The sequence below is a fragment of the Pantoea sp. y20 genome (assembly GCF_054903455.1).
On the sequence record NZ_CM142816.1, the window covers coordinates 2,425,039 to 2,440,178 of the forward strand.

Here is a 15,140-nt window from a genome sequence, read left to right on the forward strand (position 1 = left end):
GTTGTCCCCTTACGCCACAGCCGTTTGCTTTTCATACAGGAAATGCAGAATCCGCTGACGCAGCTGGTGATAGCGCGGCTCGTCGGCTAACGCTACCCGTGAACGTGGACGCGGCAGGTCGATGTTGAGAATGTCACCGACCTGCGCGGCGGGGCCGTTGGTCATCATCAACACGCGATCTGACAGCAACACCGCCTCATCGACATCGTGCGTAATCAGCACAATGGTGGTATTGAGCTCCTGCTGGATGCGCATCACGCTGTCTTGCAGATGAGCGCGCGTTAGCGCATCCAGCGCACCGAACGGTTCATCCAGCAGCAGCACACGCGGCTGCATGGCCAGCGCACGCGCAATCCCGACACGCTGCTTCATGCCGCCGGAGATCTCCGACGGACGCTTATGCAGCGCGTGACTCATCTGCACGCGATTGAGGTTGTGTTCGATCCACTCGCTCATCTCTCTTTTGCTCATTTTTCCTTTGAACACTTGCTGCACCGCCAGCTCCACGTTTTGGTAGGCGGTCAGCCACGGCAGCAACGAATGGTTCTGGAACACCACCGCACGCTCCGGACCGGGACCGCTGATTTCGCGGTTGTCACACAGCAACACGCCGCTACTCGGCTGCGTCAGCCCGGCTATCAAATTGAGAAGCGTGGACTTTCCGCAGCCGGAGTGACCAATCAGGCTGAGGGTTTCACCTTCGTGGATATCAAAACTGACGTTATCGAGGGCGAGGAACTCGCCGCCTGCGGTATTGAAGCGCTGGCTGACCTGCTGTACGCGAATAATTGGATTCATCATCGGCTCCTTATTTTTCCCAGCTAAAGCGGCGTGCCAGTAACATCAGCGCCTGTTCGAGCAGTAAACCGACCACGCCAATCACCACGATGGCAATCAGGATGTTTTCCACATTGAGGTTGTTCCACTCGTTCCAAATCCAGAAACCGATACCGAGCCCACCGGTTAGCATTTCCGCAGCGACAATCACCAGCCATGCGATGCCCATCGATAAACGCATACCGGTTAACACTGCAGGCAGCACCGCCGGGAACAGAATGCGGCGCATCACTGTCCACTCATTGAGCCGCAGCACGCGCGCCACATTGAGATAATCCTGCGGAATTCGCTGTACGCCTTCGGCGGTGTTGATCACCATCGGCCAGATGGAGCAGATGAAAATGGTCCAGCTTGATGCCGGTTCAGCGCGCTGGAACAGCAGCAGGCCAATCGGCAACCAGGCAAGTGGACTGACCGGACGCAGCAACGCGATGATCGGGTTGAGCATGTGCGCGATAAAGGTAAAACGGCCAATCAGGAATCCGGCGGGAACGCCCACCAGCGCCGCCAGACCAAAGCCGATTGCCACCCGCTGCAGCGAGGCGACCACGTTCCAGCCGATGCCCTGATCGTTGGGCCCGTTGTTGTAAAACGGATCGGCAAACAGCGTGACGGCGGCTTGCCAGGTGGCATATGGCGTGGGGAAGCCTTTACTGGACATTGAAGCCAGTTGCCAGACAAACAGCAGCAGAATCAGGCCGCAACTGGCGGGGATTAGCCGCTGCAGCAGGGGACGGAGCCAGCGTTGACCCCGACGCGGTGCGGGCGTTACCTTGAGTGCAATCACCTGCGCCGGTGGCGCGGCGATCGGCGCGGTATTGAGCGAGCGTGCTTCAGATTTCATCATGACCTCACTTAACGGCGTTTAAGGGCAAAACTGTCGGCATAAGCGGCTGGATTGCTGCCGTCCCATACTTTGCCGTCGAACAGTGTGCTGCTGCGCATCTCGCCGGCTGGGACGCTAATGCCGCCCACCGCGCTGGCGGCCTGTTTGTAGATATCAATACGGTTGATCTGACGCGCCACTGCTGCATAATCAGGCGCGGTTTGCAGCATGCCCCAGCGCTTCATCTGCGTCAGGAACCACATGCCGTCGGAAATCCACGGGAAGCTCACTTCACCGTCGCGGAAGAAGCGCATACCGTGCGCGTCCTGCCAGCGCTGACCGAGGCCATTTTCGTACTGACCGAGCATGCGCCCTTCCAGCGTTTCCACTTTGGTGTTGATCCACGCGCGTCCGGCCAGCACCTGCGCGGTCTCTTTGCGGTTAGCGTCGGAGGCATCGATCCAGCGCGCGGCTTCCAGCACTGCGGCGGTCAGCGCACGGGCGGTATTGGGGTTCTCTTGCACCCAGGCGGCGCGCGTGGCGAGAATTTTTTCCGGATGATCCGGCCAAATTTGCTGTGTGGTGGTGGCGGTAAAACCGATGTTGTCGCTGATAGCACGCTGGTTCCACGGCTCGCCAACGCAGAAGCCACTCATGTTGCCCATCTTCATGTTCATCACCATTTGCGGTGGCGGGACCACCACGGTGCGCACATCCTCAAACGGGTCGATACCGGCGTTGGCCAGCCAGTAATAGAGCCACATGGCGTGTGTACTGGTTGGGAAGGTATGCGCGAAGGTAAAGCTGCCTTTGGCTTGGCTGGCGATTAATTTTTGCAGGCTGGCCGCATCAGTAACTTTCTGATCTTTAAGCTGATTCGCCAGGGTGATGGCCTGCCCGTTGTTGTTGAGCGTCATCAGGTTAGCCATCTCATGCTGAGGCCCGGCAATGCCCAACTGCAGACCATAAATCATGCCGTACAACGCGTGCGCGGCATCCAATTCGCCAGCGGTGAGCTTGTCGCGCACCGCCGCCCAGCTGGCTTCTTTACTCGGTTGCAGCGTCAGACCGTATTTTTTATCGAAGCCTTTTACTGACGCCATCACCACCGGCGCGCAGTCGGTGAGCGGAATAAAGCCGACGCGAATGTTGCTCTTTTCGGGCGCATCGGAACCGGCAGCCCATACCGCATTGCGTAATCCCGGCAGTAGATAGCTGCCACCGACCGCCGCGCTACCCAGGAGAAATTGACGTCGTGACAATGTGAACCGCGTTTTGCTCATCATGCGCATCCTGAAAAAAAGAATAAAAAAAGGCGTCCTCCCGCATGTCGCAAAAACATGGGGCCGGACGCCTTTATCCAAAGCACTCGCTTCACCGCCGTTGGCGAAACAAATGCGCAATGTCTGTAAGGTATTGCAAAGCCTGTGCCAAAAATATCAGGCCGTTTTATCAAGGCTGGCGCTATAAATGCGCTGATGATGCGTCGTTTTTGCACTGCGCTGACGCACTCTACGCACAGGGTTTGTGCAGCTACCTCCTTCGAGTTATGCCTTGAGCGTGGCGGCAACCGCCAGCACCGCCAGGGCTATTTCCAGCACCCGTTTGTTCTGGTTCATGGCGCTCTTACGCAGCGCCTGCCACGCATCCTGCTCGCTGAAACCGTGCTGCTGCATCAACCAGCTTTTCGCCTGATCGATAATTTTGCGTTCATCCAGTGACGCGCGCATCGAGGCGAGTTCATCGGCCTGCGTCTGCAGACGCTGCGACTGCTCACGGATCAACGCCAGCACCGAACGCCCGAGCTGGGGCGCGAGGCCATTGCTGTCCAGCGTGGTTTCAACGCCTGACAGCCAGCTGGCACCCGCGATATAAAGCGAGAAACTGGCCTCTTCTCCGATGGCTATCGGCGGAGATTCACTGTGCTGGGCAGCCGCAATCGCACACTGACAGCGATTCATCAGCGTGGCGCACAGCGTATCTTCAATCTGTTTCATCTGATCGAGACGCGAACTGAGCAGACTAAACCACTGCAACACGCCATTTTCACCGCACTGTGCGCCGGTGCAGGCGATGCGTCTTAGCCGCTCAATTTGGCTGCCGGCATCGGCTATCGCCTGCCAGCGTTGTAGATTTTCCGCATCAGAAAATTGGCTGAAAGTCGCAAAGCTTTGCTCCTGCGCAGCGATCAACACCTGAATGCGCTGCCGTTGCGTCTCGGTAAATTCACCGGCAGCGAATCCCGCTGAACCGGTGGCGCGCTCCTGTCCGGCCAGCTCTTTGCCTTGCATAAAGCTAAATAGCGCGATTAACGCACGCGAGATGTCCGGCTCACTGGCGGTATCCGCCGCTTCAAATACCAGATTGAGTAAGGTGCAGATGATGTGATTAAACGCATCCATCGCCTGCGCCTGCGTCACGGTGCGGCTGTATACTTGCTGACGCAGCGCCGGCAGACTGTCCAGCGCCTGAAGCGCAGTCGCGATCAGCATGCAAAATCGGCTATAGCCGGGCTGCGCCTCTGCTTCCGGCAGCACCGCCATTGCACGCTGTTCGCGCAGTTCTACCTCCGCAGCGCGCTGTGCTAGCTCTTCACCAAACAGTCGACCAGCCGAGCACAGCCAGATATTGCTGGCTCCACGTTCACGCTGCAGCACATGGATCAATTCACTGATGGCGGTAATCTGTTCGCCGGTCCGCAGCAACCGTTGCAGGCTCGCAATCTCGCTGGCGCGGCTAGCACGTAGATAGTTCAAAGCCCGATTCATTGCTTTCTCCAGCGGTTTAGCGGTGTAAACAGAGGGTCAAGCAAAAGCCATGCCGTGCTGCGTTTAAACGTGGCAGAATTGGGCCCGGAAATTCCGAAATTGAGAAAATTGTTTCGCAAGGCAATCTTTTTTGCTTCATACAAATAGATTAATCTTATTTACCATTTTCGTTTGGTACTAACAGCGACCAAATGCCGTTGCGCTGCCTCGCATCGTTAACTGCACCGAATAAATTAACTCAGCTTATCTATCACCGTGACTATGTGTTTTATATCATCGGCCTGCGCTGCTTTTTCGCCCGCTAGCACGGGATTTCTCATGGTGCAATGGTTTGAATTCTCAAAAGTCTTAGGTAGACTTAGTTCAGCACTATCTTTCTGTAATCTGTCTGTTTTTTTGATGGCTTTCTCGCTGCTTAATCTGCCTGCCTTAACGGCCCGTGCCGCAGATTACTCTGCAGCTAATCTGATGAAATTTGAGGATCATGGTGAATAAGAGTCTCGTGCTTGTGTTGCTGGCGGTATTAAGTCTGGCTGCTTGCAAAGCGCCACCGCCACCCGTTACAGATGACACGCTGGTAACCAGTGAAGTGAATGGCGTCCAACTGGTCCATCGTCATGCGGTGGCAGCACCTGGCGAATTCACGCCGGTCAATGAGAGTTATCGCGCGCTGTATGCTGCCTCGGTAATGACCACGCCTGATTATGGTGGCAAGGTAGTGCGCTATCTTGATAACGCCAAACCGTTTGAAGTGCTCGGCCGTGTTGAACACAGCTGGCTGGCAGTGGCTGATGAGCCTAACGGCCAGTTAATTGGCTATATTCCGCCGAAAGCGGGCGTGGAGAGCAGCCGTTACGACGCGACCATTCGAAGCGATCGTCCGCGCCCCCGCCGCAACAGCAAACAGGTTTGTGTGGCCGTTGGCGGCGCCAGCAAGGCTTGTCGCACTAACGATACCGCGACCTGGATTTTAGACTGATAATGCAATCCGGCGCACAATGCCCGCAGAAGCGCTTGCTCTGCGGGCTGTGATTTTCGCCCTTGCCTGGATAACCAAGATTTAATGACTCAGGATTCCCTTGCTCGCGATGGCATTGTCGCGGGCAATGATAACCTTTTGCTTAATGCCGCAGCACCCATCCTGAATGCCGTGGTACGTATACGGCAGGCCGCGACACATGACGATCCTGCCGGATTGCGCCAGTTACTGATCGAAGAGATCCGCCAATTCGAACAACGCTGTAAACAAGCGGGCTTACCTTTTGAGATGATTATCGGCGCGCGCTACTGCCTGTGCAGCGTGCTGGATGAAGCCGCAGCGCAAACGCCGTGGGGCACGCGCGGCGTGTGGTCCGGCAACGGCATGCTGGTCACTTTTCACAATGAAAGCTGGGGCGGTGAGAAAGTGTTCCAGCTGTTGTCGCGCGTATCGCAAAGCCCGCAGCAGCATCTGTGGCTGCTGGAACTGATCCACTATTGCCTGCTGCTCGGTTATGAAGGCCGTTATCGCGGCAGTGACAGCGGCCGCGCGCAGTGTGAAGCCATCCGCAAACGCCTGGCACAACTCATTACGGAACATCGCCCGGCGAGCGCCAATCCGGCGGTGCCGCTGGTGGAAGTGCATCCGCTGGTCAGCACCCTGACGCGTCCGATGGTGCCGCTTTGGGCCTGCGTTACCCTGGCCACGCTGGTGGCGAGCCTGATTTACAGCGGGCTGAACTGGCGGCTCGGCAACGCCGCCGAACCGCTGCTGCGCACCATCTATCAAACCCCGCTGCCACAAATCACGCCAGGACGTCGCCCTACTTCCCCTCAAGCGCTGCTCGATCTGCATCAACGTCTGAATGATGTGATTGCCGCCGGACAGCTGGAAGTGAGCGACGGCGCGTTCGGCAGCAAAGTGATCATCCCCGCTGACAAACTGTTCTCCAGCGACGGCACGGTGGTGAATCAGGTGGGACGGGCGCTGCTGGCGCATGTCGCCAGCGCAATGAAAACCGTTAAAGGCACGGTGTTGGTGTCGGTGTATACCGATAACAGCCCGGTCGATGGCCGTTTCGCCTCCAGCTACGAATTCTCCTCTGCGCGCGCACGCGCCATCATGCAGCTGCTTAATCCGCAGCTCGCGGAAGGTCACAGCGTGAAAGCGGAAGGTCGCGGCGACAGCAATCCGCTGCTGCCGAACGACAGTAATGAAAACCGCGCCCGCAATCGTCGGGTGGAAATCACCCTGTTTGTGACACCGGAAACCCTCGGCAATCATCAGGGAGGCCAATGATGCGCGCATCACTGCAACATCTGTTAACCCATCGCCTGCTGTGGAGCCTGATTGGCGTCACGGCATTGAGCTGCGTGCTGTGGATGCTCGGACCGCTGTGGAGCTGGGGCGATACGCGCCCGCTCGAGCCGGTATTGCCGCGCCAGTTAGTGGTGGGTCTGCTCTATCTGCTCTGGCTGCTGTTCCAGTTTATTCCTGCACTGTGGCGCGGCTGGTTTAATAGCAAGTTGCTCAACCGTCTGCAGCAGATGAGCCAGGAAGAGTTATCCGATCGTCAGGCCACCGAAACCCTGCTGGCGCAGCGCTTTAGTGAAGCAGCGCTGCGTTTAAAGCGCACCCAGTTTGGTCGTCGTCATCAGCAGAGCTGGCTGGCACGTTTTCAAAGTCACTACCTTTATCAGCTGCCGTGGTACGTGATGATTGGCGCGCCGGGCGCCGGTAAAACTACCGCACTACTCAACGCTGGCCTGCAATTCCCGCTCACTGACAGCCTCGGCAAAGCGGCAATTCGCGGCGTGGGCGGCACGCGCCACTGCGATTGGTGGTTCACCGACAGCGCGGTGCTGATCGATACCGCCGGACGTTACGCGTTGCAGGAGAGCCAACGCGCGCGCGATGGCGCGGAGTGGCACAGTTTTATCAATCTGCTAAAGCGCTATCGCACCCGTCAGCCGATCAACGGCGTGATCATGACCATCAGCGTCTCCGATCTGCTGACCGATTCAGCCGAAGCGCGCCATGCGCAGGCCAGCGCGCTACGTGAACGCATGGCGGAGCTGCATCAGCACACCGGCATTCACTTCCCGGTGTATGTGATGGTGACCAAAACCGACCTGCTGAAAGGGTTTATGAGTTTTTACGGCACGCTCAGCAAGCCGCAGCGCGATGCGATTTGGGGCTTCACTTTCCCGTGGGAACCGGGCAAACCGCATAAAGACGACTGGCACCGCAGCTTCAGCCAGCAATATCAGCACTTAGAACAGCGTTTACAGCAGCAGCTGGCCGACGTCATGGCTGGCGAGCGCGATCTCACCCAGCGCGCCGACAGCTTCCTGTTCCCGCAAGAGTTCAGTTCGCTGCGTCCGCTGCTGAATGAGTATCTCGATGTGGTGTTTTCCAGCCATCAGGAGCCGATCGCCTGGTCGGCGCGCGGCCTGTTCTTCACCAGCGGCACGCAGGAAGGTTTACCGTTTGACCGCATCATGGGCGAGCTGAACCGCAAGCTGCAGCTGCCGCATACCGGCGAAAGCAGCCTCGCGGCGTGGAATAGCGTCGATCGCAGCAGTCCGATCCCCGGCAACAAAGGACAGAGTTTCTTTATCCGCGATTTGCTGAGCGATTTAGTGTTCCGCGAAAGCGGCCTGGCGGGCAGCAATCGCCATTGGGAATACCGCAACCGCCTGTTCCACTGGATCGGTTATGGCGTGCTGACCGGCGCGCTGCTGCTGCTCTCCTGTTTGTGGCTCACCAGCTATATTCAGAATCAGCGTTATCTGGACCAGGTTGCCGAACGCCTCGCGCCGATCACCACGCAGAGTCAGCAGGTGATCCATCAGCCCGCCGATAATATTTTTGATCTGCTACCCTTCTTAAATAACCTGGTGAAACTGCCGCTCTCCGAGCGTTTTTCCCTCGACAATCCACCGCTTACCATGCGCGTTGGGCTGTATCGCGGCAACCAGGTCAGCGATGCGGCTTGGGCGCTTTATCAAAATGCGCTTAAGTCTTTACTGCTGCCGCGCGTGGCGCAGCAGATCACCAATTTGCTGCGTGACGATCCGGGCACCGATAACGAGTACAGTCGCAATGCGTTGCGGGCCTATCAGATGCTCTATCAGCCGCGCAATTATGACGGCGAGTTCCTGCGTGGCTGGCTGATGCAAAACCTGCAGCGCACGCTGCCGGATGATGTCAGCGCGCGCGATTTGCAGCAGCTCGACTGGCATCTGAGCCAGCTGCTGGATCAGCAAATTCAGTCTTCGCCGTATGCACGTGACAATGCGTTGATGATGCGCAAGCTTGCGGAGAATCTGAAAAATGCCGGTGACAGCAGCAACACGCTGGCGATTGCGCCGCACGTTGTTTCGCAGCGATTGACCAGACACAGTGAGTAATGGTGAGGTAATCATGCCGACACACACTGCGCCGGGCTGGTACGGCAAGTTACCGGCCACCGGCGATTTTTTGCGCCAGCGTCTGAGCGAAAATACCGTGACGCCGTGGAGCCACTGGTTTCAGCAAGGATTACTGCACTGGCATCAGCAAGCCGATGCCAGCACCGCACAGTTTTTACGTGCGCCGGTGTGGAATTTTGTGTTACCGCTTTCGCCGCTGCGTCAGCAGGTGCAGATGGGCTGCCTGCTGCCGTCTTGCGATCGCGTGGGCCGCAGCTGGCCGCTATTGGCGCTGCGCAGCTTCCCGCTGAGCCACTGGCACAGCGCGCAGCTGGCGATGTCCGGTGACTGGTTCCAGGAACTGGGCGCGTTGCTGCTGCACGCGGTGCGCGATCGGCTCAATCCCGATGCGCTGGAGCAGCAGATGCAGCGCCTGTCACCGCTGCTGGTGCCGGATACGCAGCGCAGCGACATCATGGATGTGATTGGTTTTGATGATTTACCCTGCACGCTGAGCTGGCGTGAAGTGGCTGACAGATTCGATCCGCAGCAGCACATGAGCTACTGGTGGAGTAATCGCAGTGACGGTTTTAGCCATGCCACCCATAAACACAGTGGCCCGCTGACTGCGCAACTTTTTTCATTATTGTTTAACCCGGCGTCTGGTGCACAGCCGGGCCGCAACGGCCTCTATCCACCGATGTTTGAATAGGCCGTGGCGTTTGCCTTGTTAACGGGATGACTCATGCAATTTACCATTGTGCAGTGCAATACGGATGTGCCCGCCAAGACGGTAGCCTTTAAACCGCCCGGCGGCACCATCGGCCGCAGTCAGGATAACGATCTGGTGCTGCCTGACGAATCGCGCGCCATATCGCGTCTGCAGGCGCTGGTGCATCTTTCGCCGGAGGGCGAGTGCCGCCTGACCAATCAGGGCAGCGTCACGTCGGTGGTATTGAACGGCGTCGCGTTGCAACGCGGCTCGCAAGTGGCGTTGCAGGATGGCGACACGCTGCAAATCGGTGAGTATGGGCTCGAAGTCCGCGATCCTAACAACCTGAAAGCCCGCCAGGACGATCCGCTGGCGTTCTTTGCCGACAGCAGCGACGACCCGCTCGGTATGATGCAGGAGTCGGAGGTGATTCCCGAGCCGGTTGTGCGTCAGGAGCGCCGCAACGATCCGCGTCTCGCTATCGATCCGCAAAGTGATGCGCCGACACTGCCCGCCACGTTGCCGGGCGTCTCTCAGGACAAACTGATTGCCGCGCTGCTGGAAGGGATGGGCCTGAATAACGGCCATCAAACCACCATCACCGAAGAGCAGATGCGCGTAACCGGTCGCATGCTGAGCCTGTTTTCGCAAGGCACCGTCGCCCTGCTCTCCTCGCGCTCGATCCTCAAGCGCGGCGTGAAAGCCGACATGACGATGATTCTCAATGAGGCGAATAACCCGTTCAAAATTCTGCCGTCCGGTAAAACCGTATTGATGCAGATGTATCAAAGCCAGATGCCGGGCTTTATGCCGCCGGAACCGGCGGTGCGCGATGCGCTGGTGGATTTGCAGGCGCATCAGCTCGGCATGATTGCCGGTATCCGCGCCATTATTGCCGCCATGCTGCAGTCGTTTAACCCGCAGCGCTTAGAAGAAGAAGCACGCAAAGATGGCGTGCTGCCCAAAATGGCGTTCAGTACCGGACGCAAAGCGGCGCTGTGGGATTACTTCTCACGCCACTATCAACGTACCGCTGGCGAAATTGAGGATGACTTCCATACGCTGTTCGGCGAAGCCTTCCTGCATGCCTATGATATGGAAGTGAATCAATATAAAGATTCTCAAACGCGGACCGAAGACGCATGAAGATGATGTTTGCCAGCCGCTGCCAGCAAGGCATGCGCGACGAAAATCAGGATCGTACCGGCGCCGAGCTGGACGATCATAAAGCCTGTTTTCTGGTGTGTGACGGCGTCGCCGGTTTGCCTGGCGGTGATATCGCCGCGCAGCTGGTGCGCGATACGCTGCTAACGCAGCTGCAGCACAGCGCGACGTTCACCCCTGAAAGCACGCGCGCCGCCATTGAACACTGCCAGCAGGTGCTGATTGAGGCACAGGGAAACAATCCGAATTTTTCACGTATGAGCACCACGCTCGCCGCGCTGTTTATCGACCGCGAAAAACAGCGCGCATGGTGGGCGCACGCTGGCGACAGCCGGGTTTATCACTTCCGTCATGGGGTGCTAAATCAGGTGACGCGTGACCACAGTCTGGCCCAGCAGTTACGCGAGGCGGGCTATGAAAATACCGGCATTAACAGTAATTTACTCTATAATGCGCTCGGTGTTGAGCCTGCCCGTCCGGCCACTTTTAGCGAGGTGATTACGCTGGCCGATGGCGATGCGTTTCTGGTTTGCAGCGATGGATTCTGGCTCAATCTCACCACCCACGAAATGGAACTGGCCCTGCGCATGGTGAATGCCTGCGAAGAGTGGCTGACTTTGATGGAACAAGCCGTTAACCGCAGTGTTAAAAGCGACAATCTCAGCGCTCTGGCCGTCTGGATTGGCGAACCGCAGGAAGCGACGCTGCTTTATTCCCAGGCTGATGCGGCACGTTTTCTGCCGTCACGTTATTGATCCAAGGATGCTTATGAAAGTGTGGTTGACGGGCTTCGCAACCCTGTTGCTGGCCGTAAATGCGCAGGCAGAAGATTATCGCGTGGTGTATTCCCCGAGCCTGTCATTAGAAGTCTACATTGATGACGTGGCGAGCAAAGCGCCCAACGACTGGTGCAAAGAGACGCTGCCGCTGCGCATCGTCTCGGGCAAAAGCACCGACTCCAGCATCCTGACCAGCTTCCTGCCGCGCGTCGGTACGCTGCTGGCGAATCAGTGCGGCCTGCTGGATGAACTGCCGTGGCAGATGACCAATAAAGAGGGCAGCGTGCTGGCTAACGGCAGCGCAGCCAAATTACAGAACTGGCGCCCGATCGTGCTGAACGATGCCACCGCCAGCGCCACCACCAGCAACGCCGCGCCGCTCGATTTGTCACGCCCGGCGGATAGCACGCCGCTGCAGCACTTTGCCTTGCCGGGCGGCTGCCATTTCCGTACCTGGTGGGATGACAAAGGCGAATCGCTGTTTATCCCGGATAACCCGAATCAGCACTGCTCCACCGAAGGCTGGCTGGAAGGCCCGAGCGAAATGACGCTGATGAGCGCTGGCAAAACCCATAATCTGGCGCTGAACTTCTATCAGGGCTACCCGATTGCAGATTTGAAAATGAGCGGTCCGCCGCTGGAAGTGGTCTCGGTGAATAACCAGCGCATGATTGTTACGCGTCCGGATGCCGATGATAGCTGGTTAGTGCTGCCGTTTGATGCACAACAGCATGTGTGGCGTTTTAGCGGCACACTTCTGGTCAAGATGGACAAAACCGCCGATCAGGGCAGCGATGTGCTGAAAAAGCGGGTTGAGACGTTACGCGGCGTTTGGTCGCCGCAATTTATGCCACAGCAAAAAGTGACTGTGTTACTGATTGACACCCTGCATGCGGATCTCGCCGATCCGGCGATTGGTGCCTGGCGTAACATTAATTAATTAGCGGTCGTTGCCTGCCGTCATCGTGATGACGGGGCGCTACAGGACGTGTTCAGAGAGTTCACTATGTCGGCAAACGAAAACCATACACCTAACGCCCTCCCTGCGGGCTACCGGTTTAATGAATTTGAAATCAAGGAAGTGATTGGCGGCGGCGGCTTCGGCATTGTTTATCGTGCCTGGGACCATCAGCTGGAACGCACCATCGCGATCAAAGAGTACATGCCCGTCTCGTTGGCGGTGCGTGCGGCGGATATGTCGCTGGAACTGCGCGGAGAGCGTTTCCATAAGCTGTTTACCGCCGGTCGTAATAGCTTTATTCAGGAGGCGCGCCTGCTGGCACGCTTCAATCATCCCGGCTTGCTGCACGTGCTGCGCTTCTGGGAAGAGAACGGCACCGCCTACATGGGCACGCTCTATTACAGCGGCATGACGCTGAAAGAGTGGCAGATCACCAGTCCGGACAGCATTGACGAGAGCTGGATCCGTCGTCTGCTACCGCCGCTGTTTGGCGCCATTGATACTATCCACGCCGCCGGTTATCTGCATCGCGATATCTCGCTGGATAACATCCAGATTCAGGAAAACCAGCTGCCGGTGCTGCTTGATTTTGGCTCGGCGCGCAAAGAGATCGGCAACCTCTCGGATGAAACCGAGATCATGCTGAAGCCCGGCTTTGCGCCGATTGAGCAGTACAGCGAAGAAGGCGAAATAGAGCAAGGTCCGTGGACCGATATCTATGCGCTAGGCGCAGTGCTGCACAACCTGATCACCGGCCATGCACCGCCGGTGAGCGTGGTGCGCTGCATTGAGGATAACTATCAGCCGCTGGTGGAGCGCAAGCCGGAAGGCTATTCGCTGCCGCTGCTGCACGCCATTGACTGCGCGTTAGCCATGAAGCCAGCAGATCGTCCGCAAAGCATTGATGCCTTTGCCAGCTTGATCGATCTGCCGGTCAGCGATGTCGAAGCGCTCTCCACCACTATTCCGCTCGTGGCTGAGCCGGTTGTGCCGGTGGAGCCGAGTGTTGCAACGCCGGAACCGCAAGTGTTGGCCGTCAATCATGCTGCTGCCTCCGTTGAACCTTTGACGCCGCGCAACGTGCGTCGTTTGTCGCCAGGTTTAGTGGTGGCCGCTGCGATTGCGGTGCTGGCGGTTGTGGTGGTGGTTTGGAAAGCGAATCATCACAGCGAAGCACCACCGGTCGCCGCCAGCACTGCGCCCGCTGCGCCTGCCGCAGCAGGCAACAGTGTAGCGAGCAGCGCACCGACGGTGGCGACGGTTTATCTGCGTTTGCAGGCGGGTGAGAATGTGATGCTGAATGGCGAAGCCCGCGATGTGAAGCCCTCCTCCAGCGGATTCGCTTCACTGAATCTGGCGGCGGGGAACTATCGCATTGAGGTGCGTAACGGCAACCAGGTGCATAGCCAATCGCTGACCATCGATAAGCCGGGAACCTGGCTGATTAATCCGGCGCAGTAATCCGTATCAGCGCGCTGCCGAATGACTCTGCAGCGCTCTGACATCTGCTGCCAGGCGCGTCAATGCCGCTTCCTGCATGCCACGTTTGCCTAGCTCCTGCTCCAGCGCGTAGAGGTATTGTGCGTTGGTGCCGAGCGGACCGCTGGCCTGGGCAATCAACGGCGCAATGGTGCTGCGGCAGGAATCGGTTTCATACAGCGGATGACGCGGATCCATGATAAACACCAGCGCGGTGACGTTGCGTCCATCCTCCAGCTCCAGTTCACACCAGGTTGGCAGATAGCAGCCGGTGATCATTTCACGCTTCCACAGCAGCTCCAGCTCATCATGCAAACGCGATTCCGGTAAACGGAACGCCAGTCCGCTGGTGGAACCGCCCTCTTTCAGCGCCAGCATACGGCCAGGCGCGGTTACGGTGCCGCGACCGGCAATCAGACGCAGGCAAAACGCACGGTGCCAGCCCTCTAAACGACCCGGCGCCACTTCGGCCGCTTCAAAAATGGGATTCCACATCAGCGAGCCGTAGCCAAAAATCCACACCGGGCTTTGGTCAGGACGACAGGCCAGCGTCGCGGACAGCGATGCCGCACGCTTTTCACAGCTCCAGAACAACGCTTCATCAATATCGCCAAACGATGTTTTACAATCTGCTTTTAACAAAAATTCCCGCGTTAACACTGTGGTCTCCTCTACTACGCTGACATCTTGCCGGTGTGGTTCCTCAAAACTGATGTCTACAGGCGACGCTCATTGCATCGTCTTAAGAGAAGACATTAATTCATTTTTAACAAAACATTCAAGATTGACCCCGATCACAAAAGGGAAATTCTGTGTAAATAGCATCGGCTGCCTGGTGAGGAACTTGAATGGCGAAGGGAAAAGTGCGAGGCGGGCCGCACCGGCCCGCAAGACAAACTAGTTTTTAGGGTGCCACTTGTCATCGTCACCTTTTGAGTACTCATGCTTGACTGCTGCCCAGGCGACTTTGTGTGCCACCTCTTCGCGCGACTCATCGCCACGCCGGTCGTCGGGATCTTTGTATTGGTCCCAGGCGCTGTTAAAGGCCTTTTGATAGATGGTTTGTGCGTGAGCCGGCAGGACATGACGCACGCTGTCTGGCAGCTCTTTGTTTGATGAATAAGGCATATTTCCTCCTGTTTCATACCCAAGGTTTAAGTCTGGATCATCTGGGTCAAAACGCAAACTGGTACTTTCACTGGCAGATGGCGTAAAACAGGTT

General features: G+C 57.5%; 14 protein-coding genes. 8 read left to right on the top strand and 6 right to left on the bottom strand.

Annotated elements, in window-relative coordinates; genetic code table 11:
- Positions 1 to 9: 9 nt before the first annotated feature.
- The 4 genes from ACYAC5_RS11375 to ACYAC5_RS11390 form a co-directional block, all read right to left on the bottom strand.
- The gene (locus tag ACYAC5_RS11375; protein WP_101764128.1) at positions 10 to 798 is read right to left on the bottom strand and encodes an ABC transporter ATP-binding protein; all 789 of its coding nucleotides are present in this window, start codon (positions 796 to 798) and stop codon (positions 10 to 12) included.
- A 10-nt stretch (positions 799 to 808) separates the two neighbouring features.
- Positions 809 to 1,681, bottom strand: a complete 873-nt coding sequence (ntrB, locus tag ACYAC5_RS11380) for a nitrate ABC transporter permease (RefSeq protein WP_101764127.1) — start codon at positions 1,679 to 1,681, stop codon at positions 809 to 811.
- Between the two features lie 11 nt (positions 1,682 to 1,692).
- Positions 1,693 to 2,946, bottom strand: coding sequence for a CmpA/NrtA family ABC transporter substrate-binding protein (locus ACYAC5_RS11385; protein WP_277974927.1), 1,254 nt, complete (start codon positions 2,944 to 2,946; stop codon positions 1,693 to 1,695).
- Between the two features lie 264 nt (positions 2,947 to 3,210).
- The gene (locus ACYAC5_RS11390; protein WP_462061773.1) at positions 3,211 to 4,431 is read right to left on the bottom strand and encodes a nitrate- and nitrite sensing domain-containing protein; all 1,221 of its coding nucleotides are present in this window, start codon (positions 4,429 to 4,431) and stop codon (positions 3,211 to 3,213) included.
- Between the two features lie 484 nt (positions 4,432 to 4,915).
- Between ACYAC5_RS11390 and ACYAC5_RS11395 the strand changes: the two genes are divergently transcribed.
- From ACYAC5_RS11395 to ACYAC5_RS11430, 8 genes are all read left to right on the top strand, one after another.
- On the top strand, positions 4,916 to 5,410 hold the full coding sequence (locus tag ACYAC5_RS11395; RefSeq protein ID WP_192234148.1) for an SH3 domain-containing protein: 495 nt from the start codon (positions 4,916 to 4,918) through the stop codon (positions 5,408 to 5,410).
- Between the two features lie 84 nt (positions 5,411 to 5,494).
- Positions 5,495 to 6,709 (top strand): type IVB secretion system protein IcmH/DotU, encoded by a 1,215-nt coding sequence (gene icmH / locus ACYAC5_RS11400; protein WP_101764124.1) that lies wholly within the window; start codon positions 5,495 to 5,497, stop codon positions 6,707 to 6,709.
- A complete protein-coding gene (gene tssM, locus ACYAC5_RS11405) occupies positions 6,709 to 8,823 on the top strand; it encodes a type VI secretion system membrane subunit TssM (protein WP_462062971.1) in 2,115 nt (704 codons plus the stop codon). The genes icmH and tssM overlap by 1 nt, the downstream gene beginning before the upstream one ends.
- 13 nt (positions 8,824 to 8,836) lie before the next feature.
- The gene (gene tagF / locus ACYAC5_RS11410; RefSeq protein ID WP_110866339.1) at positions 8,837 to 9,535 is read left to right on the top strand and encodes a type VI secretion system-associated protein TagF; all 699 of its coding nucleotides are present in this window, start codon (positions 8,837 to 8,839) and stop codon (positions 9,533 to 9,535) included.
- 33 nt (positions 9,536 to 9,568) lie between these two features.
- Positions 9,569 to 10,681, top strand: coding sequence for a type VI secretion system-associated FHA domain protein TagH (gene tagH / locus ACYAC5_RS11415; RefSeq protein WP_192411666.1), 1,113 nt, complete (start codon positions 9,569 to 9,571; stop codon positions 10,679 to 10,681).
- The gene (locus tag ACYAC5_RS11420; RefSeq protein ID WP_137385968.1) at positions 10,678 to 11,454 is read left to right on the top strand and encodes a PP2C family protein-serine/threonine phosphatase; all 777 of its coding nucleotides are present in this window, start codon (positions 10,678 to 10,680) and stop codon (positions 11,452 to 11,454) included. The genes tagH and ACYAC5_RS11420 overlap by 4 nt, the downstream gene beginning before the upstream one ends.
- A 13-nt stretch (positions 11,455 to 11,467) precedes the next feature.
- The gene (locus ACYAC5_RS11425) at positions 11,468 to 12,418 is read left to right on the top strand and encodes a hypothetical protein (protein WP_110866342.1); all 951 of its coding nucleotides are present in this window, start codon (positions 11,468 to 11,470) and stop codon (positions 12,416 to 12,418) included.
- Between the two features lie 66 nt (positions 12,419 to 12,484).
- Positions 12,485 to 13,900: a serine/threonine protein kinase gene (locus ACYAC5_RS11430; RefSeq protein WP_192411665.1), complete on the top strand. Its 1,416-nt coding sequence runs from the start codon at positions 12,485 to 12,487 to the stop codon at positions 13,898 to 13,900.
- Between the two features lie 6 nt (positions 13,901 to 13,906).
- Here the strand turns inward: ACYAC5_RS11430 and ACYAC5_RS11435 are convergent, their stop codons facing one another.
- The gene (locus tag ACYAC5_RS11435; RefSeq protein ID WP_168197458.1) at positions 13,907 to 14,578 is read right to left on the bottom strand and encodes a gamma-glutamylcyclotransferase; all 672 of its coding nucleotides are present in this window, start codon (positions 14,576 to 14,578) and stop codon (positions 13,907 to 13,909) included.
- Positions 14,579 to 14,815: 237 nt separating this feature from the next.
- The gene (gene chaB, locus ACYAC5_RS11440) at positions 14,816 to 15,046 is read right to left on the bottom strand and encodes a putative cation transport regulator ChaB (protein WP_101764116.1); all 231 of its coding nucleotides are present in this window, start codon (positions 15,044 to 15,046) and stop codon (positions 14,816 to 14,818) included.
- Positions 15,047 to 15,140: the final 94 nt, after the last annotated feature.